Origin of the sequence: Thermorudis peleae, from assembly GCF_000744775.1 — a bacterium.
In the GTDB taxonomy this organism is placed as follows: Bacteria; Chloroflexota; Chloroflexia; order Thermomicrobiales; family Thermomicrobiaceae; genus Thermorudis; species Thermorudis peleae.
The window spans coordinates 196,766-215,798 of sequence record NZ_JQMP01000001.1; the positions used below are offsets into that span (position 1 = coordinate 196,766).

The 19,033-nt window shown below is 60.9% G+C and carries 22 protein-coding genes; 1 reads left to right on the plus strand and 21 read right to left on the minus strand.

Annotated features, from left to right (window positions below):
* Positions 1–21: 21 nt before the first annotated feature.
* The 21 genes from N675_RS00885 to N675_RS00980 all read right to left on the minus strand — a co-directional run bounded on the left by N675_RS00885 (position 22) and on the right by N675_RS00980 (position 18,640).
* The gene (locus N675_RS00885; RefSeq protein WP_038037445.1) at positions 22–432 is read right to left on the minus strand and encodes a hypothetical protein; all 411 of its coding nucleotides are present in this window, start codon (positions 430–432) and stop codon (positions 22–24) included.
* Positions 407–1,543 (minus strand): mandelate racemase/muconate lactonizing enzyme family protein, encoded by a 1,137-nt coding sequence (locus N675_RS13345; RefSeq protein WP_197066247.1) that lies wholly within the window; start codon positions 1,541–1,543, stop codon positions 407–409. The genes N675_RS00885 and N675_RS13345 overlap by 26 nt, the downstream gene beginning before the upstream one ends.
* Positions 1,540–2,454 (minus strand): 1,4-dihydroxy-2-naphthoate polyprenyltransferase, encoded by a 915-nt coding sequence (locus N675_RS00895; protein WP_038037446.1) that lies wholly within the window; start codon positions 2,452–2,454, stop codon positions 1,540–1,542. The genes N675_RS13345 and N675_RS00895 overlap by 4 nt, the downstream gene beginning before the upstream one ends.
* Before the next feature lie 15 nt (positions 2,455–2,469).
* A complete protein-coding gene (menB, locus tag N675_RS00900) occupies positions 2,470–3,300 on the minus strand; it encodes a 1,4-dihydroxy-2-naphthoyl-CoA synthase (RefSeq protein ID WP_038037447.1) in 831 nt (276 codons plus the stop codon).
* Between the two features lie 232 nt (positions 3,301–3,532).
* Positions 3,533–4,948: a dihydrolipoamide acetyltransferase family protein gene (locus N675_RS00905; protein WP_038037449.1), complete on the minus strand. Its 1,416-nt coding sequence runs from the start codon at positions 4,946–4,948 to the stop codon at positions 3,533–3,535.
* Positions 4,949–4,977: 29 nt separating this feature from the next.
* Positions 4,978–5,952, minus strand: a complete 975-nt coding sequence (locus N675_RS00910; protein ID WP_038037451.1) for an alpha-ketoacid dehydrogenase subunit beta — start codon at positions 5,950–5,952, stop codon at positions 4,978–4,980.
* Positions 5,953–5,968: 16 nt separating this feature from the next.
* Positions 5,969–7,093: a thiamine pyrophosphate-dependent dehydrogenase E1 component subunit alpha gene (locus tag N675_RS00915; protein WP_051913732.1), complete on the minus strand. Its 1,125-nt coding sequence runs from the start codon at positions 7,091–7,093 to the stop codon at positions 5,969–5,971.
* A 224-nt stretch (positions 7,094–7,317) separates the two neighbouring features.
* On the minus strand, positions 7,318–8,361 hold the full coding sequence (locus N675_RS00920) for a TIGR03617 family F420-dependent LLM class oxidoreductase (RefSeq protein ID WP_081886738.1): 1,044 nt from the start codon (positions 8,359–8,361) through the stop codon (positions 7,318–7,320).
* An 83-nt stretch (positions 8,362–8,444) separates the two neighbouring features.
* Positions 8,445–8,984 carry a cytochrome c gene (locus N675_RS00925; RefSeq protein WP_231577879.1) on the minus strand — a complete coding sequence of 180 codons (540 nt, stop codon included), beginning with the start codon at positions 8,982–8,984 and terminating at the stop codon, positions 8,445–8,447.
* 18 nt (positions 8,985–9,002) lie between these two features.
* A complete protein-coding gene (locus N675_RS00930) occupies positions 9,003–10,322 on the minus strand; it encodes a molybdopterin-dependent oxidoreductase (RefSeq protein ID WP_051913734.1) in 1,320 nt (439 codons plus the stop codon).
* A 97-nt stretch (positions 10,323–10,419) separates the two neighbouring features.
* Entirely contained in the window at positions 10,420–11,211 is a 792-nt protein-coding gene (locus N675_RS00935) for a sulfite exporter TauE/SafE family protein (protein ID WP_038037455.1), read from the minus strand.
* Complete coding sequence (locus tag N675_RS00940; protein WP_081886739.1) at positions 11,208–11,546, minus strand: rhodanese-like domain-containing protein; 339 nt, start codon at positions 11,544–11,546, stop codon at positions 11,208–11,210. Before N675_RS00940 ends, N675_RS00935 begins: the two co-directional genes overlap by 4 nt.
* A gap of 49 nt (positions 11,547–11,595) precedes the next feature.
* Entirely contained in the window at positions 11,596–12,996 is a 1,401-nt protein-coding gene (locus N675_RS00945) for an MBL fold metallo-hydrolase (RefSeq protein ID WP_038037457.1), read from the minus strand.
* 4 nt (positions 12,997–13,000) lie between these two features.
* Positions 13,001–13,420 (minus strand): DUF302 domain-containing protein, encoded by a 420-nt coding sequence (locus tag N675_RS00950; RefSeq protein WP_038037458.1) that lies wholly within the window; start codon positions 13,418–13,420, stop codon positions 13,001–13,003.
* 50 nt (positions 13,421–13,470) lie between these two features.
* On the minus strand, positions 13,471–13,695 hold the full coding sequence (locus N675_RS14805) for an FmdB family zinc ribbon protein (protein ID WP_051913735.1): 225 nt from the start codon (positions 13,693–13,695) through the stop codon (positions 13,471–13,473).
* Positions 13,696–13,711: 16 nt separating this feature from the next.
* Positions 13,712–14,095 carry an ArsR/SmtB family transcription factor gene (locus tag N675_RS13355; RefSeq protein ID WP_051913737.1) on the minus strand — a complete coding sequence of 128 codons (384 nt, stop codon included), beginning with the start codon at positions 14,093–14,095 and terminating at the stop codon, positions 13,712–13,714.
* A 79-nt stretch (positions 14,096–14,174) separates the two neighbouring features.
* Entirely contained in the window at positions 14,175–14,306 is a 132-nt protein-coding gene (locus N675_RS14705; RefSeq protein ID WP_277870618.1) for a hypothetical protein, read from the minus strand.
* A 30-nt stretch (positions 14,307–14,336) separates the two neighbouring features.
* Positions 14,337–15,317, minus strand: a complete 981-nt coding sequence (locus N675_RS00965; RefSeq protein ID WP_038037459.1) for an NAD(P)/FAD-dependent oxidoreductase — start codon at positions 15,315–15,317, stop codon at positions 14,337–14,339.
* Positions 15,318–15,333: 16 nt separating this feature from the next.
* Entirely contained in the window at positions 15,334–15,501 is a 168-nt protein-coding gene (locus N675_RS00970) for a hypothetical protein (protein WP_156100763.1), read from the minus strand.
* 357 nt (positions 15,502–15,858) lie between these two features.
* The gene (locus tag N675_RS00975) at positions 15,859–17,391 is read right to left on the minus strand and encodes an acyl-CoA carboxylase subunit beta (RefSeq protein ID WP_038037462.1); all 1,533 of its coding nucleotides are present in this window, start codon (positions 17,389–17,391) and stop codon (positions 15,859–15,861) included.
* A 49-nt stretch (positions 17,392–17,440) separates the two neighbouring features.
* Complete coding sequence (locus tag N675_RS00980) at positions 17,441–18,640, minus strand: acyl-CoA dehydrogenase family protein (protein WP_038037464.1); 1,200 nt, start codon at positions 18,638–18,640, stop codon at positions 17,441–17,443.
* Positions 18,641–18,808: 168 nt separating this feature from the next.
* Between N675_RS00980 and N675_RS00985 the strand changes: the two genes are divergently transcribed.
* A complete protein-coding gene (locus N675_RS00985) occupies positions 18,809–19,033 on the plus strand; it encodes a biotin/lipoyl-containing protein (RefSeq protein ID WP_038037465.1) in 225 nt (74 codons plus the stop codon).

The following is a 19,033-nucleotide window of genomic DNA, read 5'->3' on the forward strand; positions in this document are numbered from 1 at the left end:
TCGTTGTTCCTCGTTTGTTTGCTAGCCAAAGAGCCCAAAGGCAAATGCGATCGCAAATGGCCAGAGGAATACAGAATAAAGAACGAAGAGGGCTGTGTTCACGCGTGAGAAATCAACAGCCCAAGGGTTGATAACAGCAAAACTCACAGTCCAGACGATGCCAATCAGAAGGTAGAGGCCGAGCGCGACCATCAGGCCACGCCGCGAACCTGGTGTAAGGGCAGTGCCACAAAGGGTCCAGCCAGCGAGAAACATGCCAACACCGCCGAGAACCGCATATTCCGCCGGTCGCGCTCGTTGCGCGCTGGCCAGCGAGCGGCTGATAACGGTGAATCCAAGCGTGCCAAGTAGCAGCAGCAAGCATCCGAAGCCAAATCGTCCCCGTGCCAAGGATGGAGACGACGCATTAGTCACGGGCATGCGTGATGGCATGCCTATCCTCCATCAGATCTGCACAGAATCGTAGGGCCTCTTTATCCAGCGCGACGCCCAGGCCTGGTTCATCATGAGGAATTGCCAGTTGGCCATGGACTGGTTCAGGCAGCCCAGTCACCAAGGTTGTCACCAGGCTTGACGCTGTGGCAAGCCCACACGCGAGAAGCTCACCAGGCACAGCGGCAGCCGTGTGCATTGCAGCAGCAAGTCCGATGCCGGTCTCGAAAACGCTGGTGACTACAATGGCACACTGGTGGCGTGCGGCGAGTTCCGCAAGCGCGTGCGCGACGGTTATCCCGCCGACCACTGGAAGTTTGAGCACAAGGGCGTCAACGGCCTCGGCAACACAAAGCTGCTCGACGGCCTCACGGCTTGTCACGGCTTCGTCTGCAGCAATCGGGACACTGACGGAGCGCCGCACTCGCGCCAGGCCCTCAATGTCCCAAGCAGGCACAGGCTGTTCGACGAGCGCAAGGTTGTAGTCGGCAAGCCGACGCAGCATCGTTATTGCCTGTTCTGGTGTCCACGCGCCGTTTGCATCCAAACGCAAGGCGATGTCTGGTCCGATTGCAGCACGGACTGCGGCAACGCGCGCGATTTCTTCTTCGCCGCGTGCCGCCATGCCGACTTTGAGCTTGATCACTCGGTAGCCAGCATCCCGGGCAGCGGCCGCGGCAGTGGCTGCGGCATCACAATCGCTCGCCGTAATGACAGCGTTTACTGCTATGGAAGGTCGGGGTGTTGGCGTAAGGAGTTCGGCGAGAGAGCAGCCATACTGTCGGGCACGAAGATCCAGGAGCGCTGTTTCGAGTGCAGCGCGCGCTGCTGTGCCAGCCTCGTCCCAGCGTGCCCAATGGTTCAGGATTGTCTCCGGCGGGGTGCCGTTGTGCAGATCGAAGGCGCAAGCGGCGAGGAGTTGGAGTGCATCCTGCAGGGAGTGGGTTGGCCGCTGGGGGAGGCAAGCGAGTTCCCCATGTCCAATGGTCCCGTCGGGTGCGATCAGGGAAACGAGCGCGCCCCGGCGCAGCGTCGTGCTGCCATATGCTGTCTCAAGCGGACGGCGCAGCGGCACTGCGTAAGGCTGAACCGTGAGACGCCAACTGCTCACCGCAGCACCCCGAGGGCGAACAGGATACCGTAGAGCAGTACAAACTGCCCTGTCCGCTTGAGTAAGGGATTTAACGCGGGCCCGGTTACCCCAGAAAGCACGTGCCAAGCTAGCCAAATGCCAGCTGGCAGCGAGAGCCATGGCAGAAGAATCCAGCCGTCAACAGCGCCGCCCAGCCAAAGTCCGAGTGGCACGAGGTAGGCGATCAGCAGAAAGAGGGCGTATTGCCAACGCGACGCCCGATCACCAATGCGAACCGCGAGCGTGCGTTTGCCCGCGGCGCGATCGGTTGGAATATCGCGGACGTTGTTGATAATCAAGATGTTCGTCACTAAGAGGCCGATCGGTACTGCTGCCCAAAAGGCGAGCCATGAAAAGGCGCCACTCTGCAGTTCGGCACTGCCCATGACCGCAGCGAGACCAAAGAAGAGGAAAACGAAGAGGTCGCCGAGACCAATGTACCCAAGCGGCCATGGCCCAGCTGTGTAGAGGATGCCGCTCGCAATCGAAAGTACGCCAATCAGCAGGATCGGCCAACCACCGACTGCGATCAGATAGAGCCCGAGCAATGCTGCCAACCCGAAGGTGATGATGACCGCACGGCGCGTTTCGGCCGGGGTGACAAGCCCCCGCGCGGTGATCCGGGTCGGGCCGGCGCGAGCTGGCGTGTCGGCGCCCTTGAGATAGTCAAACAGGTCGTTTGCGTAGTTCGTGCCAATTTGAATCAGCACTGCAGCAGTGAGGGCAGCGAGGAAGGGCAGCACGCGCAGGCTATGACTCTGGCGCACGCCAACCGCTGTGCCGACGAGCACCGGCGTCACCGAGGCAAACAATGTGGCTGGGCGTGCGCCGAGCAGCCAGACACGCCAGCGAGGAAGTGAACTGGTGTGCGACGACGAGCTTGCCCTCATGGCCACCTTCAGGCTCTATGGGAACCGCGGGAACTTCGAGAAGTCCGGCTTGCGCTTCTCCAGGAAGGCGTTCTTCCCTTCCTTCGCCTCATCTGTCAGATAGTAGAGCAAGGTGGCATCACCCGCGAACTGCTGCAAGCCAGCAAGGCCGTCAGTATCGACGTTGAAGGCAGCCTTCAGGAAGCGGATGGCTGTCGGACTCTTCTCCAAAATCTCACGTGCCCACTGCAGGGCCGTCTCTTCAAGCTGCTCATAGGGCACAACGGCGTTGACGAGACCCATCTCGAGTGCTTCTTGAGCGGTGTACTGCCGGCAGAGAAACCAGATTTCCTTCGCCTTCTTGTGGCCAACAATGCGTGCTAACAGCGTTGCACCATACCCGGCATCGAAGCTGCCAACGCGCGGACCAGTTTGGCCGAACTTCGCGTGCTCGGCTGCGATTGTCAGGTCGCAAACGACGTGGAGGACGTGGCCTCCACCAATGGCGTAGCCGTTGACGACGGCAATCACCGGCTTGGGCAGGTAGCGAATCTGCTTCTGGAGGTCAAGCACGTTGAGCCGTGGGATACCCTGGTCGTCAACGTAGCCGCCATCGCCGCGCACGCGCTGGTCGCCGCCTGAGCAGAACGCCTTATCACCTGCACCAGTGAGCAGCACGACACCGATCGAGCTGTCATCACGGGCGTGATTGAAAGCGTCCATCATCTCCATCACGGTCAGGGGACGGAAGGCATTGCGCACTTCCGGGCGATTAATCGTGATCTTCGCAATCCCTTCGCCCTCGACCCGTTCATAGAGGATATCGGTGTACTGCTTAATCGGTATCCATTTCACATTGGCGGCCATGCTGCCTCCCTCTCGGTGTACAGGCAATGTCCCACACATTGCCCTCCTTTAACTATATGCGAGCAGCACCAGCGATGAGGGCACAATCCCATCAGCGTACCCGAAGGGAGCGGATCGAAGATTAATTCGGGTAATCTCCGCCCTTTGTCGAGAAGCATGATGGGCCAGAGTTGGCTCCAGGAACTCCGGCCCAGCACGGGTATGACCCAACTTGAACGCGCTGGTTGTGGCCCTAGACGACCTCGAGGACGAAGCGTTCAGGGCGTTCCAGGAGGCGAATGAGATCCTTGAGGAAACGCACAGCTTCTGCACCATCGACCAGCCGATGATCAAAGGAGAGCGAAAGGTACATCATGTGGCGCAACGCGATACTGTCATCAGGGAGCGCGACCGGGCGCTTCTGGATGCGATGGACGCCAAGGATCGCTACATCGGGCACGTTAATAATCGGGAAGGAGAGGAGCGAGCCAATCGGGCCGATGTTTGTCACCGAGAACGTGCTTCCGGTCACATCCTCAATGGTCAGCTTCCCTGCGCGAGCGCGCTCGGCTAGCTCCTCGATTTCAGCAGCGAGCTCCAAGACGCTCTTCCGCTCAACGTCGCGAACGACGGGAACGACCAACCCTTGCTCGGTGTCGACGGCGATCCCGATGTTGTAGTAGCGCCGGTAGACGACTTCGCCATGTGCTTCGTCCAACGTTGCGTTCAGCGTCGGATGTTGCTTGAGAGCGCGTGTTAAGGCTTTGAGGATGAAGGGAAGGTAGCTCAGCTTGACGCCTTCTCGTTCGGCTTCGGGCTTAAGTTGCTCACGCAGCCGAACGAGCTCCGTGAGGTCAGCCTCTTCGACGGCCAGTGTGCGCACGGTATAGAGATGGCTAACCATCATCTGTTGGGCAATTGCCCGGCGAATGGCCGAAACCGGCACCCGTTCCTCAAGCTGCTCGTATCCCTTCGGTGTCCGGTACACCGGCGGCGGCGGAAAGCTAGGCGATGGCGCGCCAACCGGTGCAGCCGCTGGTGCACTGGGAGCAGCCGTTGGAGATGGCGTATGCACTTCCGGAGCCGGTGGCTTCGCAGCCGGAGTGGCCGGGGTTGCCCGCAGTTGTGCAGCATATGCGCGCACATCCTCGATACGCACGCGGCCGTGTGGCCCGGAGCCTGGTACTTGTGCGAGGTCAATGCCGAGTTCGCGCGCAAGCCGACGCACAGCCGGAGCGGCACGCACACGCCCCGGTTCCGGTGGCGCTGTTACCGTTGCTGTGCTACCACGGCTCTCGAGGAATGGGTTGCGCACTGGAGAGGGTGCACGCTCATCTGGCTTGAAAAGCGAGAGGTCAGCACCGTGATCACCGTTCTCTTCAACTGCCATCGCAGGCGATGCAGCCGGTTGGCTTGGCGCTTCTGCTTCACTTTCGTCAGCGAGTAAGCCGAGTGGCGTATGGACCGGAACGGTATCGCCTTCTTGAACGAGCTTTTTGACAAGGATTCCGCTGTAGGGACTGGGAAGTTCAACCGTGACCTTATCCGTTGTAATTTCGATATAGGGCTGGTCTTTCGTGAGCCGTTCCCCTTCGTCGACAAGCCATTTGACGACAGTTCCTTCAACGACTGACTCAGCGAGTTCCGGGAAAAGCAACTCCTTTGGCATGGCGCGTCCTTTCAGCACCCACTGGGCGGCTAGTAGTCCAGCGCCTGTTTGGCGGCGTTGAGGATGCGGGTGACCGTTGGCAGATACAACTTGTCCTGCGCGTACGGGTAGGGGGTATCGAACCCAGCAACGCGGATTGGTGGTGCGAGGAGTTGGTCGAAAAGCTCCTCGGCAATCGTTGCAGCGATCTCGCCAAGAACCCCAGCCGTGCGTGGTGCGTCAGCGACCAGGATGACGCGGCCAGTCTTTGCCACTGAGCGCATAACCGTGTCAATGTCCCAGGGGAGCAGCGTGCGCAGGTCGATAATCTCAGCAGCAATGCCAACTTTCGCAAGCTCGTCACCCGCTTTCAGCACTTCCGGCATGCTCGTACCGTAGGCGATGATGGTAATCGCATCACCTTCGCGCCGAATGGCCGCCTTGCCAAGGGGAACCACGTAGTCGCCGTCAGGGACTTCCTCACGGCTCGCGCGATACAGTCGCTTGGGTTCCAAGAAGACGACAGGGTCATCGTCGCGGATCGCCGCTTTCAGCAGGCCCTTTGCGTCGGATGGCGTTGAGGCGACGACGACCTTGAGTCCAGCTGTGTGGACGAAATGTGCTTCTGGACTCTGCGAATGGTGATGACCACCACGGACACCACCGCCGCTCGGCATCCGCACGACCATTGGCGCGGAAAACTGTCCGCCAGAACGGTAGCGTAGCTTTGCTGCCTGGCTGAAGAGCTGGTCAATGCCAGGGAAGACATAGTCAGCAAACTGAATCTCGGCAACGGGACGCAGACCATGGGCCGCCATTCCAACTGCCGCACCGATGATTGCTGATTCGGCAAGTGGGGTATCAAGCACACGCTCCGGCCCGAAGCGTTCGAGCAGACCCTCGGTTGCGAGGAAGACGCCACCACGCTTGCCAACGTCCTCGCCGAGAACAACAACGCGTTCGTCTCGCTCCATCTCTTCGGCAAGCGCTTGTGCAATTGCCTGCACCATCGTCACTGCAGCCATGGCTTCCGCCTCCGCGTTACTGCAGCTCGGCTCGAAGGAGTGCCCGCTGCCGCTCCAAATGCCAAAGCGGAGTGGCGTAGACGTCGTCAAACATCCAGTCAGCGGGGACGTCGCCAGCGCGTTCAGCGGCTTCAAGTGCTTCAGCCTGCTCTTGTGTGATTGCCTCACGCAACTGTCGCTCCCAGTTTTCGCTCCAGAGCCCACGTCGTTCGAGAAACCGGCGGAAGCGGAGCAGTGGATCACGCTGGCGCCAGTACTCCACCTCCTCGCGGGGGCGATAGCGGCTGTCATCGTCGGCTGACGAGTGCGGACCATAGCGATAGACGACTAAATCGACCAGGACAGGCCCATTGCCGGCCCGGGCATATTCAACAGCCTCGCGTACCACGTAGTAGCTTGCAAGGACGTCCATGCCGTCGACGTGATAACCGGGGATCCCAAACGCGCGGGCCTTTTCCGCGATGGTTGGTGTCGCGCATTGCAAGGCGAGCGGCACGCTAATCGCGTAGCGGTTGTTCTCGCAGACGAAGACCGCTGGAGCGCGCTGGACCGCCGCGAAGTTGACCGCGGCATACCAGTCACCCTCGCTGGTCGAACCATCACCAAAGGTACAGACAGCAACTTGTCCAGTCCGTCGCAGTTTCATGCTGATGGCTGCCCCAGTGGCCGGCGGGACGTGGGAAGCAACCGTTGAAGCTGCAGTGAAGATGTTGAGTGGTCGTGAGCCGGGGTGACAGGGCATCTGCCGACCTTTGGCTGGATCGGCTTGTGTTGCCAACATTTGCCCAAAGATCTCAACGAGCGGTACGCCCAGCGTTAGTGCCAAGCCGTAGTCGCGATAGTAGGGGAAAAGCCAGTCATGCCCTCGCCGGACGGCGTGGGCAATGGCAACTTGTGCGGCCTCATGACCAGCCATCGGCGCAGTGAAGCTGGTCTTACCAGTGCGCAGGAGCACCGTGAAGCGCTCGTCGAGCAGCCGCATCGCGAACATATCGCGATAGAGCTGTTGCAACTGCGCATCGGAAAGATCAATGGGGAAATGACCGATCCACTCGCCCTCCTCGTTGAGGAGGGCAATCGGCTGAGCCGTAAACGGCTCAAACGAGGCGGTGCCTGTCGCAATGATCGGTTCATGGACCATGGCGCTACTCCTTACCCAAATGCAAAGCCCCCGGAAGTCCGGGGGCTCGCTCTTAGCTGACGGTCAGGACCGCCGTAAGCGCAAGAATCAAAAGGTAAAGGCCTACCATGCCTTGTATCATGCGCGTGTTCTGGCAGTACCTGACGCCCATCGCTGGGTCTCCCTAACTGTTCCCGGCTTCAGCTAAAGTATACCGAATCGGCAAGGGTGTGGACAAGGGGGCGTTAGGGCTGGGGAGCGTGGGCCTCGGGCAAGGCGTGGATGCGAGCAATGAGGTCGGCGGCACGGGCTTGTTGCTCCGGCGTCTCAAGCGGCAGTGCAAGCTGCACGACGTCAACGAGCCCGCCGTACCGTTCCGCAAGACGTTCGGGTAATGCGGCATCAGGTGTAATCAGGGCAAATGTCTCGAGCATCTCGTCGGTCATGCAGGCTGCCATAGCATCCCAGCGACCTTGGCGCGCGAGCTGCGCAAGCGTATCAGCCGTCTCTGCCCACCCGTGCACTTCCATCACCCGCCGGTATGACGGCGTCGAGGCATAGAATGCAAGCTGCTGGCGTACGTGCTCGCGCTGTTGGTGCAGATCGCGCTCGTGCCGAGCGGTGACAATGAACCCAGCGCCGACGACGGTGAATGACGCAAGCGTCCGGCCGGCGCGCGCTGCGCCGTCATGCACGGCTGGCAAGATGACCTCGCGCAAGTAACGCGGCGAGATGAACGGGTGGAGGCGAATGCCGTCGGCGAGTTCGCCGGCCAGGCGCGCCATGGCTGGGTTAACGGCAGCCAAGTGGATGGGAATCATTGGATGCTCAAGGGGCGGCGGAGTGAAAAACGGTGTCATTAAGGTGAAGGTGTAATGCTGTCCACGAAAATTGAGTGGGGTGCCGTGTTGCCAACACGCCCAAATTGCTCGGAGCGCCAAGATGTACTCGCGGAGTCGTGGTACTGGAGCACTCCACGGCACGCTGAAACGCCGCTCATTATGGGCTTTCACCTGTGGCCCGAGCCCGAGGGCAAAGCGCCCGCCAGAAAAGGCCTGGAGATCCCAGGCGGCGTAGGCCGTGATCATTGGACTGCGGGGAAACGCAATGGCAACGCCCGTTGCAAGTTGTAGCCGCTGGCTGTGCTCTGCTGCCAGCACCAGCGGTGCGAATGGATCATGGCGTGTCTCAACTGTTGCGACACCATCGTAGCCAACTGCCTCAAGCGTCCGGATAAGCTGTGGGAGAGCCCGAAGATCATCGAGATCGAGTGGGTACTCTACGCGCATACAGCACTTCCTCATCCACGGGTCGGGCAAGGCTGACAAAAGGATAGTCGCCTTGCCCGACCCGTGCAACCATGCAGCTAGTGTTACTTGCGCGTCTCTGGCGTGTAATGGCTCTGCAGATAAGCGATGATCTGCTTCGCAGCGTCGTCAGGAATCACCGCGCCGTAAGTTTGGATCATCTTGTTGACCTCAGCGGCCCAGGTGTTGGCTGGCAACGGCGGCTGCATGGTGATATAGGTCACGCTGTGGCAGGTTTGACAGTAGCCCAGCACGAGCTCCTTGCCTGGACCATCGGCCAGCTGGGCTGTATAGAGCGGGTAGGGCCCAACGGTGTAGACACTGCCGGGCGGTACTGTCGGCGGCGCTGGCTGGGCAACGAGCCCGAGCGCACCGGTCATGTAGTTCCCCCCGGCCTGCAGGCCGACACTCGTGTTCTGCAGCCCGCTTAAGACCACGGCTGTCGGCGTATCGAGCTTTGCCGTGGGAGTGGCCGTCGCTGTAGACGGACTTGCCACCGCCTGCGGCTTCATCGTCGTGCCCCCGCGGGTGGCTACAAATGCAACGATGGCCACGATCGCGAGGATCACGACCGCAACCGGAATGGCAACGCGTGCGCGGAGCATCGCCTCTCCTCCTCACCGCTAGTGGTTTTGCAGCACGGTAACCGGCTGACGCTCAATCTTGTTCCAGAGGTAGCCACCCGGGTTCCAGACGCCCTCGTCAGTCTGGGTATTCCCTTTCTCATCAGTGGCGCGGACGGCCAGGGTATACTGCCCCGGCTGCTCCGGCGTCCACGTCCATGACCAGGTCCGGAACGCGTAGGGGCCAAGGTCGTCGCCGAGCTGCGCAGTTACCCAGGTCTTCCCGTCGTCAGTTGAGACCTCCACCTTGACCACTCGGCCCGAGCCACTGAAGGCGATGCCGCGCACCTCGGTTGGTACCCCGGCAACCAGCGGCACGGTGCCGTCGGGCACAATGATGAATGACCGGACCGGCATGTTCACCTTGCCGATCGGTACCATCTTGACTGTCCCAGCGGCCACCGCGTCAGGCGTAGTCGAGCCGTTCGGCGTGTCCGGGATCTTATAAGCTGAAGCCATCCAGAAGTTAGAGTCTTCTTGAGTCAAGGCCCGAATCCACGTCAGGTGCTTGACCCAGTAGGTGGCAAACTTGCCGGGGACAATAAGGCGGACCGGAAAGCCGTTGAGCATCGGCAATGGTTCGCCATTCATCGCGTAGGCCACCAGGCACTGGTCGATCACCGGGTCGGTGAGGTCGAGCGACTTGAGGAACGCGTGCGAGCCCTTGCCCTCAGGTCCCTTCCCGGAATCAAGCCCTTGGAACTGAATCTGGACGGTGCCGGACTTGGGCTTAGCCATGTCGAGCAGGGTGCGCAGGCGAACTCCCAGCCACTCGGCGCAGCCCATTGCGCCGTTGCCCCATTGTCCTCCTGCGACTCGGGGCTGGAAGCGGCTACGCGAGTTACCCGAACACTGGTTGACGGCTACCAGCTTTGTTGCCTCTAGCTTTAACAACTCGGGCAGGCTGAGAGCCAGCGGGTTCTCGACGTTTCCCTCCACGTGCAGCCGCCAGGTGCTAAGGTCGACCGCATTGGGAATCACATCCAGATGGTAGCGGACGAAGAAGGCAGCGTTCGGCGTAAGTGGTGTCAGGAAGTAATGTCGTGGGGTCTCCAGTTGGACGGGGCGGTCGGTCAGGCGTAAGAGGGGCACTTTCTGGGGATAGACTGCGTAAGGGCTCACACTGTTCCAGTAGGGATTCGGCCCCGGACCGGTAAACGATGGGATCGGTTCCTGCACCGGCCCGGTCTCTTGGGCCGCGGCCGCCTCAAGCAGGCCGCTAAGTGCACCAGTCGCAGCCAAGATACCGGCCCCCTGCAGGAACCGCCGGCGCTGGATCCCCCGCCCCAGCCACCCAAGCCGTTCGTGCTTTTCCGCCATGGAATCCCTCCTCACGGATACTCCGCTCCTCCACGCTGGTCTCCATGGGTTCTACGGACTACTGTGGCGCGCGGTTTGCCTCCTTTCGCAATGCCCGCTAGACAGCCAGCAGTGCCGTGCTGAGTAGCGCCACCCCCAGGGCCGCTACCAGCCCAGCGAAGGCGAGCCGCAGCCAGCGCTCGCCCACCCGCTCGCTCAGCCGCGCTCCCACTAACACCCCGGCCAACGCACTTACTGCGAAGAGTCCGGCCACGCGCAGGTCCAGCCCGCCGAAGTGCAGATGGACGAGAAGAGCGGCAATCGCGTTGAGTGCGATGATCGCCAGTGAGGTCCCAACGGCCATGCGCATCGAAAATCCCAGGAACAGCACCAGAGCCGGGACGATGATGAACCCGCCGCCTGCCCCGAACAGCCCGGTCAGTGCCCCCACGCCGAAGCCTGCAGCCAGGGCCGCCAGCTGCGAGCGCTTCGTCTGGCTTCCCGGCTGGATCGGGCGACTGCTTGCATCGCCCGTCAGTTGTGCCGATCGCGCGCTCTGAAACATCCGGGCCGCGGTGACCAGCATCAGCAGGCTGAAGAGTACAAGCACCACGGCGTTCGGCAGGCGCCGGTTCACTATCGCTCCGAGAAATGAGCCAGGGATACCAGCCAGCGCGAACGGCAGGGCCGTGCCGAGGTCGACGCGCCCCGCCCGCCAGTGGGGCAGTGCGCCGACCCCAGCCGTCAGGCCAACCACCACCAGCGAGGTCGCGGTTGCCGCGTGGGCATCCTGCCCGGCAACGTAGACCAGCGCCGGCACTGCGAGGATCGACCCCCCGCCGCCGATCAGGCCGAGCGAGAGGCCAATCGGCAGACCACAGAGCACCAGTGCCAGCCAGCCCGCACTCATCGCTCGCGCGTCACCGGTAAGCGGTGCTGCTGCCAGGCCAGTAGGCCACCAGCCAAGTTCGTGGCCTGCAACCCAGCCTGCCGCAGTAGCGCCGTCGCCCGAGCACTCCGGCTGCCGCTCCGGCAGACGACGATCCACTCTCGGTTCGGGTCAAGTTCGTGTAACCGGTGTGGCAGTTGCCCGAGAGGAATGTGCCAGGCTCCTGGAATGTGGCCAGCCTGCCACTCATCCAGCTCGCGCACATCGAGGATCGTCGCCCCATTCTGCTGCCGTTGCCGTGCTTCTAAAGGTGTCACTTCGGGCAGCGGCTCCCGCCGAAACAACTGGAAGATCACCCTGTCCGTCCTTTCCTCTCCCTGCTGTTCAGATTCCTGCCACTGGAACTCAGGCAGCCGTGGCCGTCGTTAACGGTTCGAGCGGCAACCGTTCAGCAATCCAGGCAGTCATTCCACCGGCCACGTCGATGACGTTTCCGAAGCCCAGGCGGCGCAACAGGCTGGCCGCGATGATGCTCCGTTCGCCCCCGCCGCAGACCACGGCGACGTGCTCAGTGGGGTTAAGTCGCTGGCGGGCTTCCGCCTCAACCCGGTAGAATGGCAGGTGGATCGCGCCGGGTACATGCCCTGCCTCCCACTCGTCAGGCTCGCGCACATCGAGTACCTGCACTGGCCGCCGCTCAGTCAATGCCTGAGCGAGTTCCCGTGGCGTCCACTGTGACAGCGTCGCCACCGGCTCACCAGCCTGTTGCCAGGCTGCCATCCCACCGGCCAGGTAGCCGACGATCTGGTCAAAACCAATGACTGCCAGCGCTTGCGCCACCTCTCGTGCGGCAGTATCGTCGTCCAACACCAGCAGCAGGCGGGCATCAGGCGGCACCACCAGCCCCACCCGGTTTTGGAACTGGCTACCCTTGAACCAGACGGTTATCGCTCCCGGGATATGGCCTTGGGCAAATGCGGCTGGCGCCCGCGTGTCGAGGACGAGCACCCCGTCGCGCAGAAACTGGCGCACTGCCGCCGGGGTGAGCGGCTGTGGCTCGGCAACGGCCAGTGGCACGGCTCCGCGGTTGAGTTCCACGATCCGCTCCATGTTCGGCGGGCGCACCGGCAGCCGCTCGTTCATGTAACGCACAAACGCCGCTTCGTCGCCGATGGCGATCGCCGGGTTGAAGCGCTTCTCAAAGCCGATTGATGTACTTGTCATGCGGTTGGCCACCCGACCACAGAGCGACCCCGCCACATGGCCCGGACAGACGATTGTGCCTTCAGGTAGCTGGAGGAGTCGCTCGTGCAGGCTGTGAAACAGCCCGTGGGCGCCCTCTAGTCCATCGACTGCCAGGTCGGGCCGAGCAACGTCACCAATGAAGAGCGAATCACCAGTGAGGACGACCCACGGCTCCGGCCCACGGGTCGTGTCGATGACTGCAATCGCGATATGCTCTGGCCGATGCCCTGGCGTGTGAATGACCCGGAGCACCACATCGCCCAGCACAAGCTCATCGCCGTCCCGTACGGCCTGGTGTGGATAGGCCACTCCCGCCGCCTCATGAACGACGATCGTTGCCCCGGTGCGGGCTGCCAGCTGGTGGTGCCCAGCGACGTGGTCAGCGTGGTTGTGCGTCTCAATAATGTAGCGTAGGCGCAATCCCTCACGAGCCAGGATTGTGAGGATTTCCTCGACCATATCGATGCGTGGGTCGATGACGGCTGCCTCCCCACTTGCCGTCGATCCCACAAGGTAGGCCGCACAGCCAATGTCCGTGCGAACGAGTTGCTGGAAGAACATGGCATTACCTCCGTGTCTCCGCCGTCTGAACCGCCGCAGCAAACGCTTGCAGCGCGCGCTCCAGCCGGGCTCGAGCTTCAGCAGCAATCGGCTCCAGCGCTGGATTGCCAGCAATCCCCAGCATCGCCTGCGGATCGGCAATTTCTACCCGCGTCTGCCCATCGACTGCCCGGACGACGACGTTGCAGGGTAACAGCAGGCCGATCTCTGGCTCACGCTCAAGCGCCTGATGTGCCAGGGTGGGATTACACGCTCCCAAAATGCGATAGGGCGGCATCTCCTGCCCCAGCTTCTGCTTGAGCGTCTGCTGCACATCAATTTCTGTGAGCACGCCAAAGCCTTCAGCCTTGAGCGCTTCGGTAATCCGTGCGACTGCCTCCTCAGGCGGCACGGCAACCGTGACACCAAATCCATAGCTTCCCATCGCCTTAACTCCTTTCCAGATACCGACCTCCCGGTATCTGCTTGACTGCGTCAGTCGTTCGGGGTGCAACAGCAGCCACCGAGGCCACAGCTTGGCCCAGCGTCACTGGTCCACGTGCTTGTCTCGCGCCCGACGGTCGCGAAAGCGGCAAATTGCTTGCGCACTGTGCTGGCCCCACACTGGGGGCAGGGGGAGACGGTTTGCTGCTCTCGTCGCTGTACCAGCACCTCGAACGACGTGCCACAGGCCTCACAGCGATAGACATACAGCGGCATTACGATCCTCCTCTCCTCACTCCGCTGTGTCGGTCACTGGTGTCGACCCGACCGGGATCTGCTCCCGCAGCTGCGTTGCCCAGGAACCCCGGCACGCTAGCTGGTCGATCAAGATGGCCCGCGTCAGGTGGCAGGCTTCGAGAATTCGGCGGTCGGTTAAGGAGTAGTGCATCTCGGTACCGACGCGCTCGGCCTGCACCACGCCCAGCTGCCGCATGATGGCCAGGTGCTGGCTGATCTTGGCCTGTCGCTGGCCAGTTAACTCAACGAGTCGCTTGACTGGCAGTGGGCCCTCGGCCAGTAGTTCCAGAATCTCGATCCGCGTTGGGTCGGCAAGTACCCGACAGAACTCGGCCTGGAGCTGGTAGAGCTGTCGTGTTTGCGTGCGGTCGTCGGTCATTGCCACCTCCCCGAATATATTCGAATAACTGAATGAAATGATAAAGGGAAGCATAGTCGCTGTCAAGCACGGCCGGCAGTTAGAAGTAACGCCAGAGCCACCATTTCTCAAACAAGAGCTTGCCCACAAAGAGCGCGCGTGATGGCTCCCACATGCGCCCACGGCCTTCGCCTTTCGGTGGAAACCCCTTGGGGTAAGTCGTCCGGCTCATCGCGGCGCGCCCGGCGCCGTAGGTAACGAGTCAGGTTGTGTGCAGGCGGAATCGTTCCTTGGTACCGTGGCCAGTCAACTCCACGGCGAGGTTGTGCGCGATCAAGTCAGCCTGTTGGTGAGCCACAACTCCCGCTTTCGATGCAGGGAAGTTCACGCAGTCTCCTAAGGCGTAGATATTGGGGTAACGGGTGGCAAGGGTGTCATAGTCAACTTGGACCCCAGCTGGCTCTGCAAGCCCACTGTCCAGTAGCACCTGAGCAGGACGATGCGGTGGAATCATGAACATGAGGTCATAGTGTAGCTCGTCGCCGTGAGCATTGCGCACGACATTGTGTTCGTGGTCAATTTCTGCAACAGGCCAATCGAAATGAGTGATCACCCCGCGTGCCTCGGCGTGCTCCGTGAGCCAACGATTAGCTGATTTGGGGTCACCGCCCGGGCGCGCCATCGGCGCAACAAAGTGGATCTCTGTGCGCTGGCGTACGCCCCGCTTGTGCAAGAACGTGTCAATGCTGAAGAGCGCCTCGAACGGAGCAGGTGGGCAACGATAGGGAGTCGCTGGCATTCCCACGACGATGGTTCCGCCCGAAAAATTGCGGAGGGCATCATAACACCGGACAGCAGCCTCGAGTTCCCAGGCATGGTACGCGCCCTCACAGGCACCAGGAATCTCTTCCGGGTGGGTTTCAAGACCAAGCGCTAGGATGAGGTAGTCGTAGCCGATACGCTCACTCTCCAGTTCAACGGTCTGAGTCGAGGGGTCAATCCCCAAAATGTTCCCCAGAATGACTCGAACACCATATCGCTCTGTCCGGGTCAAGTCACGCGTGATGTCGCTTGGGCGACGCTCGCCCGTCATGAGAAGGAGATTCGCAGGCTGGTAGATGTGGTACGGGCGCCGATCGATGAGGATAACGTCATGCTTGCCCCGAAGCTTCTGGGCTAGGTTCACGGCGGCTGAGACACCACCGATACCACCACCAAGCACGACGACGCGTTTGCGTGTCATCGATCCCTCCTTTGCTTTAGCTGCTTTCGCTCTCAAACTCCGAAGTGACTTGAAGTCCCCAGATGAGAAGGCGGTCACTGAGTGCTTTCAGCTCTGCTGTTAACCGCGCACCAACTGGGGTCAACCACAGAGCCAGTCCGGCCACGCCCAGTAGCAGGAACCAAAGCCGCCACTCTCCTCGCATGGTCACCTCCTTGCTGGAAAATTGCTGGAGTTGAATATCAATATACACGAATAAATGCATCAACGCAAGATAAGGACGTTACTCCTCCACCCTGGGAAGCAGGACGGCCCATCCAGCCCGCCGTCAGACGAGCGCTGGATAGACTGTTGCCTGCGTCGCGGAACGGTGTGTGAGAGCACCGTTTGTCAGCTTGTCCTCTGCCTCGATTCTTTGGTCTCGATCGGCTCGCTCAGGGTGGCAGGGGCAGCGTAAGCGCTACTCACCAGTCGAGCCTGTCTTTGGCAATCAGTCGTGCGCTACGCTCCCGCATGCTCCGGAAGCAGAGCATGACCCGTTGTTTCACCTGAGAGAACATGCCTAGAGAATCGTGCCGTGTTTACGGTATGGCAACTCGACACGCTTTGTGCGATAGACCTCAAATGTGTCTATCAGCACTGAACGCAGTTCGCTGGGCGGCACCAGGGCGTCAACAACGAGTTCCCCTGCCAGCCGGAAGATGTCATACCCTGCTCGGTACTCAGCTCGTAGTTGTTCGACGACACGTCGGCGTTCCTCGGGGTCAGTGATTGCTTGAAGCCGGTTATAGTAGACCGCGTTGACTGCTGCCTCTGGCCCCATGACCGCAATTTCAGCCGATGGCAGAGCAATGGTGAGCTCAGGGTCGTAGGCTGGGCCGGACATCGCGTAGATTCCTGCGCCGTACGCCTTGCGCACGACTACGCAGATTCGCGGCACGGTGGCGCAGGCGGTCGCAAAGATAAATTTCCTCCCACGACGAAGAATCGCGTTCTGCTCAACGGCGGTTCCCACCATAAAGCCAGGCGTGTCAACAAGATAGAGCAGGGGGATGTTGAACGCGTCGCAGAACCAGACAAACTCTGCTCCTTTATCGGCCGACTCTGGGAAGATTGTCCCACCACGGACAGCTGGCTGGTTCGCTACAATGCCAATGACATGTCCGTTGAGCCGGGCAAAACCAGTGACGAGTTCGGCAGCGTATTGGGCTCGGACTTCGAGGAAACTGCCGGCATCGACAAGTGCGTCGATCAGTCGATGCACGTCATAGGCGCGGTTTGGATCCTGCGGAATCAGATCGTCAATCTGCGTTGGATCGAGTGCAGGGTCGCGTGGCGGGGCAACTGGTGGTGTGGTCTCACAGTGATCGGGTAAATAGCTGAAAATCTGTTTGACGAGCGCTGCTGCCTCCTCTTCAGTGTCAACGACGAAGTGGGCCGAGCCGCTCTTGCGTGCATGCATCTCCGCGCCGCCAAGTTCTTGCGGCGTGACTTTCTGTCCAATCGCCACTTCCACCATGCGCGGAGACGCGATCGCCATTGCTGAATCACGCATCATCACGAGCAGGTCGCAGAAGACTGGCGTGTAGGCTGTTCCAGCGAAGCAGGTCCCGTAGAGCACGCCAATTTGTGGCACCACGCCGGACATGATGCTGTGCTGGTAGAAGATCTCGCCAACGCTGTCTTTGTCGACATGGTGCCCGCCGGTCTCGTCAATGCGGGCCCCTGAGGAATCGATGAGATAGAGGATGGGCCGCCGTGCGCGAATTGCCGCTTGCTGGGTGCGCACGAATTTCCGCGCGTGGAGATGGCCAATTGAGCCCGCCTTGACCGTGTAGTCGCTCGCGACAAAGAAGACCGTACGTCCGTCGATGTGCCCGGCTCCGGTCACGACGCCGTCAGCTGCCAGCTCAGGATCCCAGTTACGGGCGAAAAGGCCAGTCTCTACCAACGGTTCTGGTTCGTCGAAGAACAGCCGTAATCGGTCGCGGACGAAGAGCTTGCCAGCTGCTTGTTGACGCTCGTGGCCGCGCGGTGGCCCGCCCTGCTTGATCCGGGCGATCTCCTGCCGTACTCGTTCCTCACGCTCACCCACCGGTTTCCTCACTTTCCCTGTCCACATCCCGGCACTAGACTATGCTTAGTTAGTAGGAGCGTGGGAGCCCAAGAGCGTGTTCGGCTATGTAGTTCAGTAACATTTCGTTGTTGATCGGTGCCGTCTTGAAGAGCCGAGCTGGCGCGAGCATCTGAATCAGGTGATAGCCTTTAACGAATCCATTGCCGCCATGCGTCTGGATAGCCCGGTCGAAGGCATCAAAGGTCACTTCCGAGGCGAGATATTTGGCCATAGCGGCATGCAGCCCGACCTCACGCCCTGGCACGCCATCGTCATAGGCCTTGGCGGCCCGGTACGTTAGGAGCCGAGCGGCCTCGTGCAAGACAGCAAGCCGAGCAAGCGGATGTTGCACGGCTTGGTACGCACCAATCGGCGTGTCGTCAAACACCTTGCGCTCTTTGGCGTACGCTGCTGCTGCCCGCAAGGCGTACTCCGTCATACCAAGACACAGCGCGGCTGTGAGGATGCGTTCGACGTTCAAGGCCGCGAACAGCGGCGTCAGCCCCTGTTCGTCACTACCGAGACGGTCTTCAGCTGGGACAAAGACGTCATCGAAGAAAACGAAGTATTGGCGAAACCCTTCAATACCAACGGTATCCATCTCCTGGAGGGTAACTCCAGGGGCACGAGGGTCAACAAAGAACAACCCAAGTCCAGCGCTCCGCGGTAGACCACGGCGTTGCACTTCTTCATATGACAGCGTCCGTGCTACCACAAGCACGCTCTGGGCGCGGTCGACGCCAGTAATCCAGGCTTTTTGTCCATTGAGTCGGTAGCCATCACCATCACGCCGTGCGAGCGTGCGAATCCGGAAGGTGTTTGTGCCAGCGTCGGGTTCGGTGATCGCAAAGGCCAAGCAGCGCTGCCCGCGGGCAATGGCTGGCAACCAGCGCTGTTTCTGTTCCTCCGTGCCTGCTTCGAGAATGGCGGCTGTGTCCATCGCCGTTAGCATCACCATGGTATTGCCGAGCGCGTGGCTTGCGAAGGTTTCAACAGCGACGGTCAACGGCAGTAACCCCATGCCCGTGCCGCCGTATTGCTCTGGGATGAGCGCACCGAGGAGACCTAACTCGGCGGCCTTGTCCCAGAGTTCTTGTGGATATTCAACCTCGTCGAAAATCTGGCGGTAATATTCCTCACGCTTTGGCTCGAGTCGCCGTAACAGCTCTTCAACAGTCGTGCGTACCATTCGCAGCTCGTCACTGAGCAGCGCTTCTCCGCCTGTCATCGCTCGGCTCCTTACACTCCGCTTGCCTGCGTGACAGCCTGGTTGTACTGAATCGGCAACCTCGTTGTCAAGCGCTGCCTCGTTTGCCTTGACAAACCCTGCTGCATCAGCTACCACAAAGGCGGCAGCATGAGTGAAGCGCGATGAAGCGATGGAAAGGCGGGAGGAATGCAGGTGACCGCGAGTATGAGCGGGATTGTCTCCCGAATTTGTGTCCAGCCTGGCGATGTCGTCCAGCCAGGAGACACGGTCGTTGTCCTTGAATCGATGAAGATGGAGGTTACCGTCGCGACTGAACATGGTGGTGTGGTCAAGGATGTACGTGTTCGGGAAGGTGAGTTTGTCGACGAAGGGGCAGTGCTCGTTGAGCTCGATGCTGGTGAGCCTGCATAG